Origin of the sequence: Arcobacter iocasae (assembly GCF_042214795.1) — a bacterium.
In the GTDB taxonomy this organism is placed as follows: domain Bacteria; phylum Campylobacterota; class Campylobacteria; order Campylobacterales; family Arcobacteraceae; genus Arcobacter; species Arcobacter iocasae.
This window is the reverse complement of record NZ_CP090177.1, coordinates 2,368,291-2,384,157: the sequence shown is the minus strand read 5'-3', so window position 1 is coordinate 2,384,157 and position 15,867 is coordinate 2,368,291. Positions and strand designations below refer to the sequence as shown.

Sequence of the window (15,867 nt, the reverse complement as noted above, 5' to 3'; positions counted from 1 at the left end):
ACTATCCCCTTATGCTGAAAGGTTCGCTATTTCAGCGCCCTCAGGTAATGTTACATAGAATTTTTTGAAATCAGCTCTTTTACCGATTTTTCCTCTAAATCTTTTCACTTTACCACTTTGTTTTAATGAATTAACTTTTGAAGGTGTAACTCCAAAATATTCTTTAAAAACATCTTTTAATCCGCTTTTAGTCATTCTAGGACTAGTCTGAACAACAATTACACCACTCTCTTGTAACTCGATAGTTTTTTCTGTGTATAATATTGCTTTAATATCTGTAATATCTGCCATCTTATGCCTCTTTTAATGCTTCAAGAACTGACTTCTCAACTAAGATTGAGTGATAAGCAGCTGCGATATAAGCATTTACTTCTTGTTTTTCAATCATATAACAGTTCTTAATGTTTCTATACGCCAAGTAAGTTTTTTCATCAATTGTATCAACAATGATTAAAGTATCTCTTTGGTTTAAACCATTTATAACTGCAACCGCATCTTTAGTTTTACCTGATTCTAATTTAACAGAATCAACTACAAATAAAGACTCTTTTTCAACATGAGTATTAATAGCAAATCTTAATGCTAAAACTTTTTGCTTTTTGTTAATTTTTTGGTTGTAATTTCTAGCAGATGGTCCAAATACTTGTCCACCTCCAACAAATAATGGTGATCTTTTAGAACCCCATCTTGCACCACCAGAACCTTTTTGAGCTTTAGGTTTTTTACCACCACCTCTAACTTCAGTTCTATTTTTTACTCTAGCTGTGTTTGCTCTTTGAGCTGCTAGGTATGATTTTACATATAAGTATAAGTTATGTGAATTAACATCTTTAAATGTTTCAGGTAATTCACTTGTTTTTACTACTACTGCATTACTCATTTAGCAATCCTTACTTTTCCTAATCCACCATTTGGTCCAGATACTGAACCTTTAACAGCTAAAATACCAGTTTCTGCATCAAAAGAGAAAATTTCATTTTTAACACTTACATTTGTATTTCCGTATTGTCCTGGCATTTTTTTACCTGGTTGAACTCTACCTGGCCACTCAGCATTACCGATTGAACCAGTTCTTCTTCCCATTCTATGACCATGTGATGCTCTACCACCAGCAAAGTTCCATCTTTTAACTGCACCAGAGAAACCTCTACCTTTAGTTTTAAAAGTAGTTTTTAATATTTTAGCTTCTGCTAATCCAGATACATCTAAATCTCCAGCTTCAGTATTTGCTACTTCCATAGTTGCAAATCTATTGAACTCTTTAGATAAGTTGTATTTTTTTTGTTGCCCTTCTATAGTCTTGTTAAATTTCTTACCATTACTATATGATACAATTGCTACACCATCAGTTACTTCACATACTTTTGTATCAAGAACTTTTAAAAGTGTAACAGGAACAGCAGGAACTGAAACAGTTCTACTCATACCAATTTTTTCTACGATAAATTCCATTTGTTACCCTTTCTTATTCTTGACCCATAGATCTAACTTCAACATCAACTTCAGGAGCTAAGTCAAGTTTCATTAATGAATCTACTGTATCAGGAGTTGCAGATACGATATCAATCATTCTTGAATGAACTCTGATTTCGAATTGTTCTCTTGAATCTTTATTTACGTGAGGACCTTTGATTACTGTATATCTTCTGATTTTAGTTGGTAAAGGTATAGGACCTCTCAACTCAGCACCAGTTCTCTTAACAGCTTCAACAATTGAAGCAACACTTCTGTCTAAAACTCTGTGATCGTAAGCCTTAAGCTTTAATCTTATTTTTTCCATTTTTTTCCTTTAAAGAACTCGTTAAATGTGCGATAAACACACTCTAACCATTTTTCATGGACGCGCATTATAACTTTTTTATTATACAATGTCAATATATATGGGTCTTCATATATTTAATTAGTATATTTATTTCCTTTTAAAAAGGATAACTATGCTTTTATTTGATATATATTAAGTTAATTGGAAGTTTTGTTATTAATAACTATTTTATACTTCTTAAAGTGCTATTTAAATAAAGTTATACTCATAAAAGGAGATTTATGATTGAAAAAAGATATTTAATTGAAGAGAATAAAGACTATAGTAAATTTAATTATTTTGAAATATCAGATGAATTAGAAGAGATACTAGCAGATGATTATTATACTTATAATTCAAAAGAATACAAAAAAGATGAGCTTGTAGAAAAGATGTATGATATTAATTTTGTAAATAAATATGATATGGAAAAACAACCTGAAGTTTTTTCTTTATACATAAATAATGAAAAATTTAAAGAAAAGGTACTTTTTATTTATTCTATTTTAGATGAAAATAGATACAAAAAATTTGTGGAAAATCATCAAGAAATTGAAAATCCAAATGATTTAACTATAAAATATAGTGTTATTGATTCTGATAATACAAAGGTTTTAATGTATAATATTTCCATAGCAGATATTGCTTTTGTATTTTAAAATAATAGAATAATAATTTAAAGGTTAAAAATGTCTAATATTAAAAATGAGTTAAAAGAAGTTGTCGAAGTAACAATGTTACCAGAAGTTGAAAAATATTTAGAAGACTTATTAATACTCTTAGAAAATAATGAGGCAACGGAAGATGATTTAGAAGCTATAAAAGAGATGGAATCATTTATGGTAGAGCTACAAAATATCGTTGAATCAATTAATACTAATCAAATCAATGATACACAAGCAAGTGAAGTTTATGATAAAATTATGGACTTAATAGATGAGCATAAAGAACATTAGTTTTGGAAGTTGTTACTCTAAGTAGAGATGAATATTTAGAATCAGTACAAAAATTAAGCCACTTTGAGAATCTAAAGTTTTTAAAAAATGCACTTGATTTATGGGATAACTATTATAGTTGGGAAAAATTCCCACCCCTTGCTTTAAAAGTAAATAATCGTCATGTTACATATCTTTTTTATAATATCTCTAAAAATAACAAATATCTAACCATAAACAATATTCTAACTCCATTTAAATATAGAAGAAATGGTTATGCTTATAAGTTGCTAAAATATCTTTTTTCTTCAGTAAAGCCAAATAAGATTGAAAGATGTAAACTATATAGTGTGAACAACTCTATTAAATTTTATAATAAATTAGGTCTTAGATATTGGGGTGTAACTAAAGAGTTACTTTATTACAGTGATTTTAAGATGCCTGAAGATATAAAAGAGATTGAAGAGATTAATTATGAGAGCTCAACTGATGAGTTCAATGATATGGAGTTAGAAGATATCCATAATAAATTAAAAGACAATGCAAACTCTTTTGATGAAAAAGAGATTCTCATCCATGAAGATTGTCTAAAACTTATGAAAACTCGTTTTAAGTTTGATGATTTATCAGATGAAATTAAAAAAAGAGATTTAGACTAGAAGAGCTTAAAAGCTCTCCCATTCATCTTTTTCTTTTTGTGATTTTATCACTTCATTTTTTACTTCTTTTTTTATTACAGGTTTTATAACTTCTTTTTTAACGCTCTGTTTATTATCAGTTGATTTGGCTTTTACACTATCTTTCCCTGTAAACTCTTTATTATCTGCATCACTTACAATTAGTTTAGCTATTTCATCTGTTAAGATTGCTATATCTTGTGTTTCAGATGCTACCATAGCATTTTGTTGTGTTTGTTGATCTAATTCATTTACTGCATCATTAATTTGCTCTATTCCTGACAGTTGCTCTTTTGAAGCACTTTCTATATCTGTAATTAGGTTTGTTGATTCTAAGATATTACTATTTAATGCTTTATATCCTTTTATCATTTCACCTGCTATATTTTTCCCATCATTTGCTTTATTTGTAGCATTTTCTACTAATGATTTTATCTCACTTGCTGCTTCGGCACTTCTTGAAGCTAGATTTCGCACTTCTCCTGCAACTACAGCGAATCCTTTCCCTGCTTCTCCTGCTGTTGCTGCTTCTACTGCTGCATTTAGACTTAGAATATTTGTTTGGAAAGCTATTTGATCAATTACTGTAATTGCTTCTTTTATTGCTGTTACTTGGGCATTTATCTCTTCCATTGCAAGTGTTGTATCATTTGCTAGTTTCTCTCCATCATTTGCTGATTTTGTTACACCACTTGACAGTTCAGACATTTTTGCTATATTTTCTGTATTACTTCTTATATTACTTGTGATTTCTTCTAAGGCTGCTGCTGTTTCTTCTAGAGAACTTGCTGCTTCATTTGAACTTTGATTTAATTTATCTACATTATTTAATAAAGTATTTGAACTTTTATCTAGAGTTAGTCCATTTGATTTATTCTCAACTAACATTCCTGTTATTGAATCACCTAGATTATTTACCCCTGAAGCTAATTTTAGAAGATGTTCTTTTAATCCCTTTGTTGATATTTTATTTAAGTAATTATAAGAAGAGTACTCTTCAACAATATCTAGTACATTATTAATGTTATTTTCTAAGTTATCTGCCATTTTATTTAATACATCTTTTAGTTGCATTAAAGCTGGGTTTGATACATTTATATCTAGTCTTTGTACTAAATCACCTTGTTCAAATTCTCCTAATACTGCTATTGTCTCATCTATTAATTTTCTATCTTCTTCTATTCCTTTTTTTGTCTTTTCTATATTCTCATTTACTACTTTTGCCATCTTTCCAAATTCATCTTCAGAATTTAATTTTATTAATTCTACTTCTGGTATTTCTCGGTTTAAATATTTAAAAAAGTCTATTAAACCATCTTGAAAAGTATTTAATAAATTAGCTATATTTCTTGGTAATGCTATTGCTAGGATGAGTGATAAGACTAATATTACTATAGAAATAATTATAATCAATGATTTTATATTTGAATTTAATTTTTGTACCTCTGGTCCAATTGTATCCTGCTCTTTTTTTATTGATAATTTTATATCTTCAGCTAAATTAGTGATTTTTAAACCATAAACTTTTAACTTTGTACTTATTATTTCATTTCTTTTTATAACAGAATCATATATTTCAGATACACCTTTTCGGTAAGATGAAATTAGTTCAAGAGATTCTTTAAGCTGATTCTTTCTACTTGGGTCTTTCATCATTTTAACCATAATGTTAATATTGTCATTTAACTCATTAAATTCATTATTTAATATATCAAAATCACTTTTTAAGTATGAACTAGTAAATTTTAATGTATAAAGTCTAGATAATAATAAACTTCTTAAAGCTTTACCAATAATAAAAGAATTTTCATATTCTTTATCCTCTTCTGCACTTATATACATAGATGTTAAAATTTTTTCAAGTTTTATACCATTTTGAACTAATACATTTGCCATAGTTTCATTTTTATTATTTGTATATTTTACAACATCTAAAAAACCATCTTTATAAAGTTCAACATTTTTTTCTAATTCTCGCACCTTTTCTGCACGCGTTGGCTTTTTAATTTCTTCTGTTGCAAGTTTAATTAACTCTTCTGTTTTTTTATAAGAAGTATAAAAACTATCAACATCTTTTTTAGATTCAGAATTTAAATATTCATCAACTTTTTTTCTTGTTTCAATCATATTTACTTGAACTTGAGCTGATAAAACACTATCTTTTGCCATTGCTCGGTATGAAATAAACCCATTACCTGATTTTCCAATTGAATAGATGCTATATGCTGCTAAACACATTATTAAACCTATTATTACAATAAATGAAAATACTAATTTCATTTTTATTGTCATATTTTTAAACATTATTATTCTCCTATTTAGTCTTATAGTTTTATTAAAAAAATATTCATTACAAAATTTTTACATCAAAAAATCTTTGTTTTTGAGGGTTATAATTAATATTATTCTTTTTCATTATTTATATAAATGGCACACTCTATACCATGATAATTCTTTTGTTCAAATTCAAATTTCTTATTTTTTATTATGATTTCTCCTTTGTAATGTTCTTCAATAATTTTCTTTGATATATATAGCCCAAGGTCTAAAGGAAATTCATTTATATTTCCATTAGTAATGATAATAGCAATCTTTGTATTATTTTGATTTGTTCTAGTTTTAATTATTATTGATTCAGATTTTTGGCTTTTCTTTAAAATATTTATTAAAGTAGATAGTGTATATGTAAATATTTGTGTTAATTCATTTTCATATCCTGTAAAATGACTATTAGCTAAGTAGTTTGTATTAACTGATATTTTGTATTTTTTTAAAAGTTGATTATGCATAGATATTACATTTTGTAAAGTATTATTGATATTAAATGTTTTTAATTCTTCTTTATCTGATAAAAAAATATCAAAATAATTAATGCTATTTATAATATTTTTTATATTTTCATTTATTGTTATTAGTGTACTTTTATATGTATTTTCATCTGATAGACCAATTTCACTATTAAGTAATACCCCAGAAGAAATAGTATATATATTATTTAGAGGATTTTTACATTCAGCCATAACATTTTGCATAACATCAGCTAATTGTAATATTCTATTGTCTTTTTTATTTAATAAATAATTTTTATTCATTATTAAATAATTTTTGATATCATGGCATTCATAATTTTATATCCTGTTTTAACCAATATTATGTATTAATTAATTGATTTTACTTTAATCTTTTCCTCTTTTGCAATATCCTATAGGATAAAAATAATTTTTTTGTTTTATTAAGAAAGTATTATATATCTCATAAATTTATATTAAATATTTATTTATATTTTTAGCAAAACAAAAGAATCTAATATAATGGGAATTATTATATTTATCCTATAGAATAAAGATAAAAAAATGTTATAACTATATAGTTATGTAGCTAATGCAATAATAGGGTAATTAATACAAAAATGAATTTATTAGATAGTACACCTGAACTTGAACTTGAACTTTTTTATAAAAAGATATCAGGAAATATAAAAAAAAAAAGAATTGAAAATGGATTAAATCAATTAGAAGTTGCACTCGAAATTGGAATAGGATCGGTTGCTTTTTATTCTAATTGTGAGAATTTAAAATACAATAAACACTTTAACTTAGCACATATATATAAATTAGCTAAACTTTTTAATATTGAACCATATGAGTTATTAAAATAAGTAATCAGTTAATTTTTTTAAAATATAACTCTTCCGTAATTATATCTTTTGTGTCTTCGACTCTATCAAGATATACCAAACCTTTTAGATGATCATATTCATGTTGAAAAACTCTTGAAATAAAGTCTTCAAAAGTTTGAGTTTTCTCTTCATTATCTATTGTTGTGTACTTTACTTTAATTTTTTTGTGTCTTGGAACTTCTGCTCTGATTCCAGGAATACTTAAACACCCTTCCCAACCTTTCTCTTTTGTTTTTGATTTTTTTATGATTTTTGGATTGATTATAATTTCATCTTCCATAAATGGAGCATCTGGATATCTTTCATTTGGTTTTGAAGAGATTATAAGTATTTGATACGAATGAAATATTTGAGGAGCTGCAAGCCCTACTCCATTACTCTTTTTTACACAATCTAACATTTCTTTTATGATATTTTGAATTTTTTCACTTTTTATATCTTTTACTTTTTTAGCTTTTTTTCTTAAGACATCTTCACCTAGTTTTGCTATTTCACACTCTGTTTTCATTGGCATACCTAATATCCCATCCCAATAAACTGATGGGCAATATGTTTTGCATGGTTATCAGTCATTCCCACAATATAATCAATCACTCTTTGATACATATTGTATAGTGAGTCATTTTTATTTGGTTTATCATTTTCCATTAGTTGTAAGGCTCTTTGGTCTTTAAATGATAACTTTTTTTCATCTTTAGATTCGTGTAATCTATAAGTAGCTTTTATTATATTATCTAACAAAATTTCGATTATATTATAAGCACCAAGTTCTAATTCTACTTTTCTAGTCTCATTAAATACTTTATCATGACCTAGTTTTTTAGCTACTAATAAACCTTGTTTTAAATCATCATTTGTAAAATATGACAATAAATCTTTTTCTTGACTTTCACTACAAATATCTTCTAAGTTTTCTTCAAACTTCTCCATTGCATGATTTGTAAGGTTATTGATTGATAAAGCAACAAATCTTGATAATCTTTGAAAATCATCATACTTATCACTTGCAAGTGAGTTAGCAACCTCTCCTTTTCCTAATATGTATTCAAAGATTTTTATTGTGTCATTAAGTGTGATGATTTTAAGTTCATGGGCATCTTGTAAGTCCAATAAGGCATAACAAATATCATCAGCAACTTCCATCAAATAAGATAGTGGATGTCTCATATATGTTCCATCTTTTCTTACTAAATCAAGCTCTTTAAATAAAAGCTCAAAAAACTCTTTTTCACTTTGAAAAAAGTTGAATTTTGACTTTCCTATTATCTTACAATTACTTGAAGAATAAGGGTATTTTATAAGTGCACCTAAAGTAGAGAAAGTAAGATTCATACCACCTTTAAAACTATTGTTTTCAAGTTTTGATACTATTCTAAAACTTTGAGCATTGCCATCTAGGTTTAAAAAATCATCTAACTCATCACTTGATAAGGCTTTTAGAAAATTCTCTTCTTTATTTTTGGCAAACCACTCTTTAATAACTTCTTCCCCGGCATGTCCAAAGGGAGGATTTCCAATATCATGTGCCAAACAAGCTGTTTGAACTATATATCCTACATCATAGGGATTTATACTCTCATTTTTTCTTTTAAATATCTCACCAGCTCTTAAACCTAAACTTCTTCCCACACTTGCTACTTCTAAACTGTGAGTCAATCTATTATGAACATGGTCATTTTTAGATAAAGGATGAACTTGCGTTTTTTTTGAAAGTCTTCTAAAAGACTTTGAAAATATCAATCTGTCGTAATCTTTATGGAAACTACTTCTATAAAACTCTTCATTTTTTGATTCTGAGATTTTACCTTCACCATAATATTTCTTCTTAGATAGTAGTTTTGAATACATCTATAACCTTTTATTTAATATTTTATTGATAAAAACCTGAGAAAAGTAAAACATCATCGCTATTTTTATTCTCTAAATCTTTTGTGATAATTTTTCTAACTATTTTCCCAATACTAGGAGCAAAAGTCATACCAAGCCAACCCATTCCCATAGCATATACTAAGTTTTTATACTCTTCATCTCTTCCAAATAGTGGTATATCATTTGGAGTAAGTGGTCTAAATCCTGTCCACTCTTTTATCTCTTTCATCTCAAAGGGAAGTGTGTATTTTTCAAAGTTTGATTTTATACTATCTATTTGCTCTTTTATTACTTTTGTATCAGTAGAACCTAATTCTAATTTTGATGTAAGTCTTACGCTATCTCGTCTTGGAGTCATAACTATAAACAAATCGCTAAAGAGTGTTGATGTTTTTGGTTTAAGCTCATTAGGCATAGAGAAAGTAATACTATAACCCTTTGCAGGAGTCATCATCAAACTTTTCTTTCTAATATCAGCTAAAAGTGTTTGATAACCAGTTGAAAGTACAAAGTTTTCTGCTTCGTAAGTGTTTGTAAGTGAACTTACTGATTTTACTTTTTTATTTGAAAATTTTATATCTATGATTTTTTCATTTAATATAAACTCAACACCCTCTTTTTTTAAAAACTCTTTTGTTTCTAACATAACTCTTTTAGGGTCAAGGTGAGCATTTCTAGTAAATAAAATCGAACCTTTTATTTTCTCATTTCCACAAGGCAAATACTCTTTTGTCTCTTCTTTTGATAATATTTTATATGTTTTTTTATCTTTTGATTCACACTCTTTTAGCTTCTTTTCATAAGTTGCATCTTCTGTAAATACAGAAAGCATACCTTTTCTGTGATAATCAAAATCTAGCTTATCCTCTTTTTGCATCTTTTCATATAATTTTAAAGTGTCTTCCCCATACTTTTCAAAAAGCATAACAGTTCTTTTAAATCTCTTTTCATTTGCACTTGCTGCAAATTTAAAAAGCCAAGTAAAGAGTTTGGGGTCAAGTTTAGGATGAATATTTACAGGAGATTCTCCTTTTAGCATCTGCTTCATTGTAGTTGTAATAACACCAGGATAAGCTAAACATCCTTTATCAAAGGCAGATAATAATCCTGCATTTCCAAAGGAGGTACAATTTGTAATATCACCTTCATCGATAATAGTTACTTTTCGTCCAGCTTTATGTAAATGATAAGCACACATAAGTCCAACTACTCCAGCGCCGATAATAATAGTGTCTCTTTTCATAAATAGTTCTCCAGATTTTATTTGAAATAATACTATGCAAGTATTATACTTCAAGAAGAAATAAGATGTAATAAAATTTTTTAATGTTTAGCAAAAAGAGAAAATCTTTTTACTATAATATTCTACTCTTTACTGCTGTAAATATTATCTCTACTAGTGTATTAGAACTTGCCATATTTGCTTCAACACAAGCACGAGCAGGTGGATTTTCTTTTGATACCCAAGCATCCCAAACTTCATTAAACCCAGCAAAATCTCTAGCGATGTCTTTTACAAATATTTCAGCTCGTAAGATATGGTCTTTATTGCTTCCAGCTTCAGCTAATCTTTCTTCTGCCATAGCCAACACCCTTTGAGCCTGACCTTTTATATCTAAGTCTTTATCATCAGATACAATTCCAGCTAAATAAATAACCCCACTATATTCAACTATTCTACTCATTCTTTCATTTACTTGTTTTCTAATTACCATGTTTAATCCCTAGTTTGAGTTTTTGTGTGTTAAGTATAGCATTGTAAAGTTATATTGGCTTGAAAATAATAAGTTTCTTTTTTTGGCTCTTGAAGAGGATAAACCTCTTCGCTTTCTTACTTTTGTATTGACGAAAAGTAAGCAAAGCGAAGATCTATAGGTGTTTATGAAAATTATTGGGAAATATTTATTCAACTTTTAATCTGATAAATTTCCCAAGAATTTATTAAAAGTGTTATTATAATTTAATTACCTAGTTTAGATAATTCTTCTACTAGTGTTTTAGAAATTAGTTCTATGTCTTCTGGTTCATCTTCAGCTTTCCTTTGAAATGTACCTATTTGTAAATTTACGGCTATGTCTTTAAAATATCCATATTTTGTTGTACTATTTGGTATTGCAAAACTTGCTAATAATTTATCTTGAGTATTATATACATATACAGTATAATAAAACTGTGGCTTATTTAAAGCATTTCCTCCATAATTATATACCCGTGTATAATTCATAGTCACACTAATTTTGTAATCTTTTTCATTACCTTTCAATGATTGCTTTTCTAATTCTTGATTAATAAACATTTCAAATGATTTTTTTAATTCATTTTCATTAATAAATGTTTTATTTTGAATATTTCTTCCATGACCGTGTTCTAATGTTAAATTAAAATCTTTAAGTGTATATTTTGCTTTACCTTGTTTAATTGGTGTTGGTTCAACATTATAATTATACATCGAACTACCACAACCTGTTAAACCTATTAGAATGAATATTGATACTAAACTTAAAATAAATTTCTTCATTAAGTTTTTCCTTTTAATTTTGATTATCTTAAACAATTATCTCAAAAATATTTTATATTGACAGAACCATTTTTCGAATATGTATTCTATATAAAATAATCTTAAAGTTATAATATTTAAGAAATAATATGATAAATAAATTTATTTATCATAATAAAAATATTTTAAATTAATTTATATTGAAAATTGAAGATAACTATATTAGTTTCTTTTAAGGAAGAGTTCTTTAATTGGAAAAGAAAATTTTAATAACTATTTTATTTAAAATACTCCAAAGCATTCTCACAAAGTTTCTTATAAATCTTCCCAAAATCAACAGGATAAACTCTAGTATCTCCTATAGTAGTGATAAAATTAGTATCCCCTCCCCATCTTGGAACAAGATGATAATGAACATGTTCAGCAATACCAGCACCAGCAGCTTTGCTAAGATTCATACCAATATTTATACCCTCGGCATTTAAAACCTCTTTTAACATCTTTGTAGCTTGTTTTACTCTCAAAGACATCTCAATCCATACTTCATCATCTAAATCTTCTATATTTTCTGTGTGAAAGTTTGGAATTACCATCATATGACCCGGAGTGTATGGGTATTTGTTCATAACCACATAGCAGTTTTTATCTCTAAAAACAACACCTAGTTTTTCATCATCATTTGAATTTTCATAAATATGACAAAATACACACCCCTCAATCTTATCTTCTGTTACATACTCAAATCGCCAAGGTGCATAGATTCTTTCCATTACGCTTTGCTCCATGTTAAGAAATTAATAGTGAATAATGAATAATGAATAATTTTAAGCATTGTTTTCCTTAGCTGTTTTAATACTTGTAGTTAATATTTTAATTAATTCTATCAAATCAGGATTTAAACTATCGTACATTTTATCATTTATATAAAAAGAATCTTTTAATAAGCAAAGCCAATACTTAGTTTCATTAGCCTCTTTTATAGAAATATGCAACTTTGAAATAAAATCAGATTTTGATTGGGCATATTGTGATTCTGCAATTAAAGCACCAATTGCAGTACCACTTCTAAGAATTTGTTTAGATAAAATAAATTCTTTTTTTTCTTCTTGTAAATAACGAGACAATTTTACAATCCGTAAAGCAAAATCATAACTTTTAGATTCTAAAATATTATTCATTATTAACTATTCCTTATTCACTTAATTTTATTTAAGCCAAAAGCTTAAATAAAATTAGGAGCGTCGTTTGCAAAAAGGATTAAATCCCCTGCTCTTGTTTTTTCTATTAAAGTCTCTTGCATTTTTGATTTATCTTTTAAGATAAACTGTTTATTTTTATCAATATTATCACTAAAAAGATGAGTATTTAATGAACCAGTTAAAATAACAAAATCGAAGTGTTTATTTATCTCTTTTGCTAAAAGTATATTTGTCTCATCTGTTGATTCAACTAAACCTGGAGTTATGATTACTTTTCTTCCTTTGTATTCACTACATAAATTTACAGCTTCAAGCATACCCTCAAAATTTCCATTAAAACTATCATCAATGATTACTTTTCCACCAGCTTCTATTTTTTGAAGTCTATGTTCTACTGGCTTGATTTTATCTAGGGCTATTTTTATTTGATCTATACTCATACCTAACTCTTTTGCCATAAGAATACAAGCTGTTAGATTTACTGCATTGAAACTTCCAAGTATTGGTGCGTAGAAATGTTCTTGTTTCCCATCAATATTTACATCAAACCAGACTCCATCTAAATTGCTTTTTGTTATGTTTAAATCATTTGGGAACTTTTCTATTTTTGAATAGTCTAAAATTGGTACAGATTCATGTACAAAAGCTTTTATCATTTTTGGTGATTTTAGGATTTCCATTTTTGTGTGGATAATATTATCTAAGGTTTTGAAGTACTCTATATGTTGTTCACCTACTTGTCCTAAGATTGCATAATCTTGGTGCAAGAAGTTTGATATCTCTTCTATATCACCTTGCATTCTAGCCCCTGCTTCTGCTATGTATATTTCTGCATTGTCAGGTAGGTCTCTGTTTACATCTAAAACAAGTCCTGCTAGGGTATTTACACTTCTTGGAGTTTTATAGGCATTGAACTTTGATTTAAGGATTTGGTATAAATAGTTTTTTATAGATGTTTTTCCATATGATGCAGTAATTGCAATGATTTTTAAATCTTTTATACCTTGAAGTCTTTTTTTAGCTCTATGTTTAAAAGAGATAAAAAATATTCGCTCTAAAGAGAAAGAGACCAAATAAGCTATAAATAATGGGATAAAAATACCAGCTGATTTACAATTTTCACTTACAAAACATAAAAGGCTAATACTAAATGTTACAAACAGAAGTATGGCTAAAAATCTTTGAACTCGAGATGTTAAAACCAATGGTTTATCAAGTTTCATATTCCATAAAATCAATAATGGCAAATATAAAGCATAAAAATAAACCAAAAAGTATAATGATGGTAATAAATAATACATCACAAAAGGCGTTACAAAATATATGATATGCCAATGCAATTTGTGATGCTTAAAGATAACTCTTTCTAACTTATAGCTATACCATTGTAAATTGGTAATCAAATACCAACCAAGTGCCATAACTAAAACTAAATGTGTAAATATATTAAAGTATTCCATTTTCTACTCTTTCACTTATATCTTTTGCATGTTCAACAAAGAAGAAGTGAGTCCCTTCGTATGATTTAAATTCACTATTTTTTATAAGTGAGGCTATTTTTTCTCCTGAGGCTAAAGAAGTTGCAGTATCACTTTCACCCCAAAAAATATATGCTTTTCCTAAAAAGTTTTTAAAATCTTCGGTAAAATCTTCATTTAGTACATTTTTAAAAGTTGCATACATATTTTCACTCATATTATCCACATCTTTACTTCTAAAAATCTTAGTAATAGCACCTAATCCCAAGGCTTTAAAAAACTTTGCCATTTTGATTTTTCTTTTTACTTTAGCTGATTTTTCTTCTACTATTCCTGCACTACTTAAAAGTACAAGATTTTTTGGGTTTAGTTTTGTAGCAACCTTTCCACCATACGAGTGTCCCATAATTGTATCTTTTGAAGCATTGATAGTTTTTAAAAATATTTCCATGATATTTGTATAATCATCTGTTGTAAGAACATATTTTGTAGGGCTTTTTCCAAAACCTGGTAAGTCTACATATATATGTCTAAAACTTGGCAAATAGCTTTTGAAGTTTTTACTCATGATATCTTTATTTGAACCCCAACCATGAAGAATAATAATATCTTTTTTTGAAGATTGATTTATTATTTCATATGAGATATCAAAAGTTTTATTATCGTATTGGATTGATTTTAAAGCCAAGGTTTATTTACCCTTAGCCGCTTGGATTTTGTTTACATAGTCATATGAGATTTTGATTTTATCTTTTAGTTTTAGTGATTTTGATAGTTCTTTTATACTTGCATCAAAATCTTCAAACAGATAGTTTGCCATAGAGCCAGGGATTGGATTGATTTCATTTAAATATACTTCATCATCTATTACAAAAAAGTCACATCTAATCATTGCATCATTAAAAGTAGTATTATAAATAGTCTCAAAAGCTTTTTTCAACTTATCTTTTAACTCATCACTAATATTAGCAACACTTACTCTCTCTGTTCTTGCAAAATCAAGGTACTTTTTATCAAAATCTAAAAAGTCAGCTTTTTGTGGCTCTTCTACTATTGAGTATTTGATTTCATTTCCAACTTTATAACCTGCTAGATTGTACTCTTTAATATTTGGTATGAAAGTCTCTATTAAAACTGCATTATCAAACTCAAAAGCAACATCAAGAGCATAACTTAACTCTTCTTTTGATTTTACAATACTAACCCCAATCGAGCTTCCTAAAGTAACTGGTTTCACAATTACTGGAAATTGTTCTACACTTACTTCATCAAATTTTGTAAAATATTGATAAGGTATTGTCTTAATCCCTAAAGATGAAGCATATCCTTTTGTTAAAAACTTATTGAAACTTACACTACAAGCTCCAACTCTAGGACCTATGTATCTTATATCAAAAAATTCAAATAGTGAAGCAACTATTCCATCTTCACCATCTCCACCATGAATTAAGTTTAAGACAATATCAAACTCTACATTTTTTTCACCAAACATAGCTTTTTTTGAAAAGCCACCTTTTTTGATAATTAATTTATCGCACTTTTTATATTCACCAGTACTAAAAAGTTTTGATTTTATTGTTTTAGTAGGAATATGATAAAAGTCTCTGTTCTCATCTAAAAATATATACTCTAATTCACTTTTAATAACATCTCTCATAGCAATAGCAGATACTATTGAAATCTCATGTTCATAACTACTTCCACCAAAAACTATAGCAATCTTCATTCTTAT

General features: G+C 27.4%; 20 protein-coding genes. 4 read left to right on the top strand and 16 right to left on the bottom strand.

The window, feature by feature from the left end; genetic code table 11:
* Window positions 1-9: 9 nt before the first annotated feature.
* Genes LXN10_RS11945 through rpsJ form a run of 4 tightly spaced genes read right to left on the bottom strand, consistent with a single transcriptional unit; the run spans window position 10 to window position 1,780 of the window.
* Window positions 10-291, bottom strand: a complete 282-nt coding sequence (locus tag LXN10_RS11945; protein ID WP_013134911.1) for a 50S ribosomal protein L23 — start codon at window positions 289-291, stop codon at window positions 10-12.
* 1 nt (window position 292) lies between these two features.
* The gene (gene rplD, locus LXN10_RS11940; RefSeq protein ID WP_375723228.1) at window positions 293-880 is read right to left on the bottom strand and encodes a 50S ribosomal protein L4; all 588 of its coding nucleotides are present in this window, start codon (window positions 878-880) and stop codon (window positions 293-295) included.
* Window positions 877-1,452 (bottom strand): 50S ribosomal protein L3, encoded by a 576-nt coding sequence (rplC, locus tag LXN10_RS11935; protein WP_375723227.1) that lies wholly within the window; start codon window positions 1,450-1,452, stop codon window positions 877-879. The genes rplD and rplC overlap by 4 nt, the downstream gene beginning before the upstream one ends.
* Window positions 1,453-1,465: 13 nt before the next feature.
* Window positions 1,466-1,780, bottom strand: coding sequence for a 30S ribosomal protein S10 (gene rpsJ / locus LXN10_RS11930; protein WP_013134908.1), 315 nt, complete (start codon window positions 1,778-1,780; stop codon window positions 1,466-1,468).
* Window positions 1,781-2,043: 263 nt separating this feature from the next.
* On the opposite strand from rpsJ, the gene LXN10_RS11925 reads away from it, so the two are divergent.
* Genes LXN10_RS11925 through LXN10_RS11915 form a run of 3 tightly spaced genes read left to right on the top strand, consistent with a single transcriptional unit; the run spans window position 2,044 to window position 3,395 of the window.
* Window positions 2,044-2,460, top strand: coding sequence for a hypothetical protein (locus LXN10_RS11925; protein ID WP_375723226.1), 417 nt, complete (start codon window positions 2,044-2,046; stop codon window positions 2,458-2,460).
* Between the two features lie 30 nt (window positions 2,461-2,490).
* Window positions 2,491-2,757, top strand: coding sequence for a hypothetical protein (locus LXN10_RS11920; protein WP_375723225.1), 267 nt, complete (start codon window positions 2,491-2,493; stop codon window positions 2,755-2,757).
* Between the two features lie 2 nt (window positions 2,758-2,759).
* A complete protein-coding gene (locus tag LXN10_RS11915; RefSeq protein WP_375723224.1) occupies window positions 2,760-3,395 on the top strand; it encodes a GNAT family N-acetyltransferase in 636 nt (211 codons plus the stop codon).
* A gap of 6 nt (window positions 3,396-3,401) precedes the next feature.
* On the opposite strand, the gene LXN10_RS11910 is transcribed toward LXN10_RS11915, so the two are convergent.
* Both LXN10_RS11910 and LXN10_RS11905 read right to left on the bottom strand, forming a co-directional pair.
* Window positions 3,402-5,717 (bottom strand): methyl-accepting chemotaxis protein, encoded by a 2,316-nt coding sequence (locus LXN10_RS11910; protein ID WP_375723223.1) that lies wholly within the window; start codon window positions 5,715-5,717, stop codon window positions 3,402-3,404.
* A gap of 98 nt (window positions 5,718-5,815) precedes the next feature.
* Window positions 5,816-6,505 (bottom strand): hypothetical protein, encoded by a 690-nt coding sequence (locus LXN10_RS11905; protein WP_375723222.1) that lies wholly within the window; start codon window positions 6,503-6,505, stop codon window positions 5,816-5,818.
* 317 nt (window positions 6,506-6,822) lie between these two features.
* On the opposite strand from LXN10_RS11905, the gene LXN10_RS11900 reads away from it, so the two are divergent.
* Complete coding sequence (locus tag LXN10_RS11900; RefSeq protein WP_375723221.1) at window positions 6,823-7,071, top strand: helix-turn-helix domain-containing protein; 249 nt, start codon at window positions 6,823-6,825, stop codon at window positions 7,069-7,071.
* A gap of 4 nt (window positions 7,072-7,075) precedes the next feature.
* Here LXN10_RS11900 and def read toward each other — a convergent pair whose 3' ends face one another.
* The 10 genes from def to LXN10_RS11850 all read right to left on the bottom strand — a co-directional run bounded on the left by def (window position 7,076) and on the right by LXN10_RS11850 (window position 15,861).
* Entirely contained in the window at window positions 7,076-7,606 is a 531-nt protein-coding gene (gene def / locus LXN10_RS11895; RefSeq protein ID WP_375723220.1) for a peptide deformylase, read from the bottom strand.
* 2 nt (window positions 7,607-7,608) lie between these two features.
* Window positions 7,609-8,940: a deoxyguanosinetriphosphate triphosphohydrolase gene (locus LXN10_RS11890; RefSeq protein WP_375723219.1), complete on the bottom strand. Its 1,332-nt coding sequence runs from the start codon at window positions 8,938-8,940 to the stop codon at window positions 7,609-7,611.
* A gap of 22 nt (window positions 8,941-8,962) precedes the next feature.
* A complete protein-coding gene (locus LXN10_RS11885; protein WP_375723218.1) occupies window positions 8,963-10,204 on the bottom strand; it encodes an NAD(P)/FAD-dependent oxidoreductase in 1,242 nt (413 codons plus the stop codon).
* Window positions 10,205-10,316: 112 nt separating this feature from the next.
* Entirely contained in the window at window positions 10,317-10,676 is a 360-nt protein-coding gene (locus LXN10_RS11880; RefSeq protein ID WP_375723217.1) for a RidA family protein, read from the bottom strand.
* A gap of 245 nt (window positions 10,677-10,921) precedes the next feature.
* Window positions 10,922-11,479 (bottom strand): LptM family lipoprotein, encoded by a 558-nt coding sequence (locus LXN10_RS11875; RefSeq protein WP_375723216.1) that lies wholly within the window; start codon window positions 11,477-11,479, stop codon window positions 10,922-10,924.
* A 257-nt stretch (window positions 11,480-11,736) separates the two neighbouring features.
* Window positions 11,737-12,228 carry an HIT family protein gene (locus LXN10_RS11870; RefSeq protein WP_375723215.1) on the bottom strand — a complete coding sequence of 164 codons (492 nt, stop codon included), beginning with the start codon at window positions 12,226-12,228 and terminating at the stop codon, window positions 11,737-11,739.
* A 54-nt stretch (window positions 12,229-12,282) separates the two neighbouring features.
* Window positions 12,283-12,636 (bottom strand): four helix bundle protein, encoded by a 354-nt coding sequence (locus LXN10_RS11865; protein WP_375723214.1) that lies wholly within the window; start codon window positions 12,634-12,636, stop codon window positions 12,283-12,285.
* A 44-nt stretch (window positions 12,637-12,680) separates the two neighbouring features.
* Window positions 12,681-14,117: a Mur ligase family protein gene (locus LXN10_RS11860; RefSeq protein WP_375723213.1), complete on the bottom strand. Its 1,437-nt coding sequence runs from the start codon at window positions 14,115-14,117 to the stop codon at window positions 12,681-12,683.
* Entirely contained in the window at window positions 14,104-14,823 is a 720-nt protein-coding gene (locus tag LXN10_RS11855) for an alpha/beta fold hydrolase (protein ID WP_375723212.1), read from the bottom strand. Before LXN10_RS11855 ends, LXN10_RS11860 begins: the two co-directional genes overlap by 14 nt.
* 3 nt (window positions 14,824-14,826) lie before the next feature.
* Window positions 14,827-15,861: a D-alanine--D-alanine ligase gene (locus LXN10_RS11850; RefSeq protein ID WP_375723211.1), complete on the bottom strand. Its 1,035-nt coding sequence runs from the start codon at window positions 15,859-15,861 to the stop codon at window positions 14,827-14,829.
* Window positions 15,862-15,867 lie beyond the last annotated feature (6 nt).

Coding starts and splice junctions, on each gene's coding strand:
- LXN10_RS11945 (WP_013134911.1), bottom strand. CDS start 291: ATGGCAGATATTACAGATATTAAAGCAATATTATACACAGAAAAAACT.
- rplD (WP_375723228.1), bottom strand. CDS start 880: ATGAGTAATGCAGTAGTAGTAAAAACAAGTGAATTACCTGAAACATTT.
- rplC (WP_375723227.1), bottom strand. CDS start 1,452: ATGGAATTTATCGTAGAAAAAATTGGTATGAGTAGAACTGTTTCAGTT.
- rpsJ (WP_013134908.1), bottom strand. CDS start 1,780: ATGGAAAAAATAAGATTAAAGCTTAAGGCTTACGATCACAGAGTTTTA.
- LXN10_RS11925 (WP_375723226.1), top strand. CDS start 2,044: ATGATTGAAAAAAGATATTTAATTGAAGAGAATAAAGACTATAGTAAA.
- LXN10_RS11920 (WP_375723225.1), top strand. CDS start 2,491: ATGTCTAATATTAAAAATGAGTTAAAAGAAGTTGTCGAAGTAACAATG.
- LXN10_RS11910 (WP_375723223.1), bottom strand. CDS start 5,717: ATGTTTAAAAATATGACAATAAAAATGAAATTAGTATTTTCATTTATT.
- LXN10_RS11905 (WP_375723222.1), bottom strand. CDS start 6,505: ATGAATAAAAATTATTTATTAAATAAAAAAGACAATAGAATATTACAA.
- LXN10_RS11900 (WP_375723221.1), top strand. CDS start 6,823: ATGAATTTATTAGATAGTACACCTGAACTTGAACTTGAACTTTTTTAT.
- def (WP_375723220.1), bottom strand. CDS start 7,606: ATGCCAATGAAAACAGAGTGTGAAATAGCAAAACTAGGTGAAGATGTC.
- LXN10_RS11890 (WP_375723219.1), bottom strand. CDS start 8,940: ATGTATTCAAAACTACTATCTAAGAAGAAATATTATGGTGAAGGTAAA.
- LXN10_RS11885 (WP_375723218.1), bottom strand. CDS start 10,204: ATGAAAAGAGACACTATTATTATCGGCGCTGGAGTAGTTGGACTTATG.
- LXN10_RS11880 (WP_375723217.1), bottom strand. CDS start 10,676: ATGGTAATTAGAAAACAAGTAAATGAAAGAATGAGTAGAATAGTTGAA.
- LXN10_RS11875 (WP_375723216.1), bottom strand. CDS start 11,479: ATGAAGAAATTTATTTTAAGTTTAGTATCAATATTCATTCTAATAGGT.
- LXN10_RS11870 (WP_375723215.1), bottom strand. CDS start 12,228: ATGGAAAGAATCTATGCACCTTGGCGATTTGAGTATGTAACAGAAGAT.
- LXN10_RS11865 (WP_375723214.1), bottom strand. CDS start 12,636: ATGAATAATATTTTAGAATCTAAAAGTTATGATTTTGCTTTACGGATT.
- LXN10_RS11860 (WP_375723213.1), bottom strand. CDS start 14,117: ATGGAATACTTTAATATATTTACACATTTAGTTTTAGTTATGGCACTT.
- LXN10_RS11850 (WP_375723211.1), bottom strand. CDS start 15,861: ATGAAGATTGCTATAGTTTTTGGTGGAAGTAGTTATGAACATGAGATT.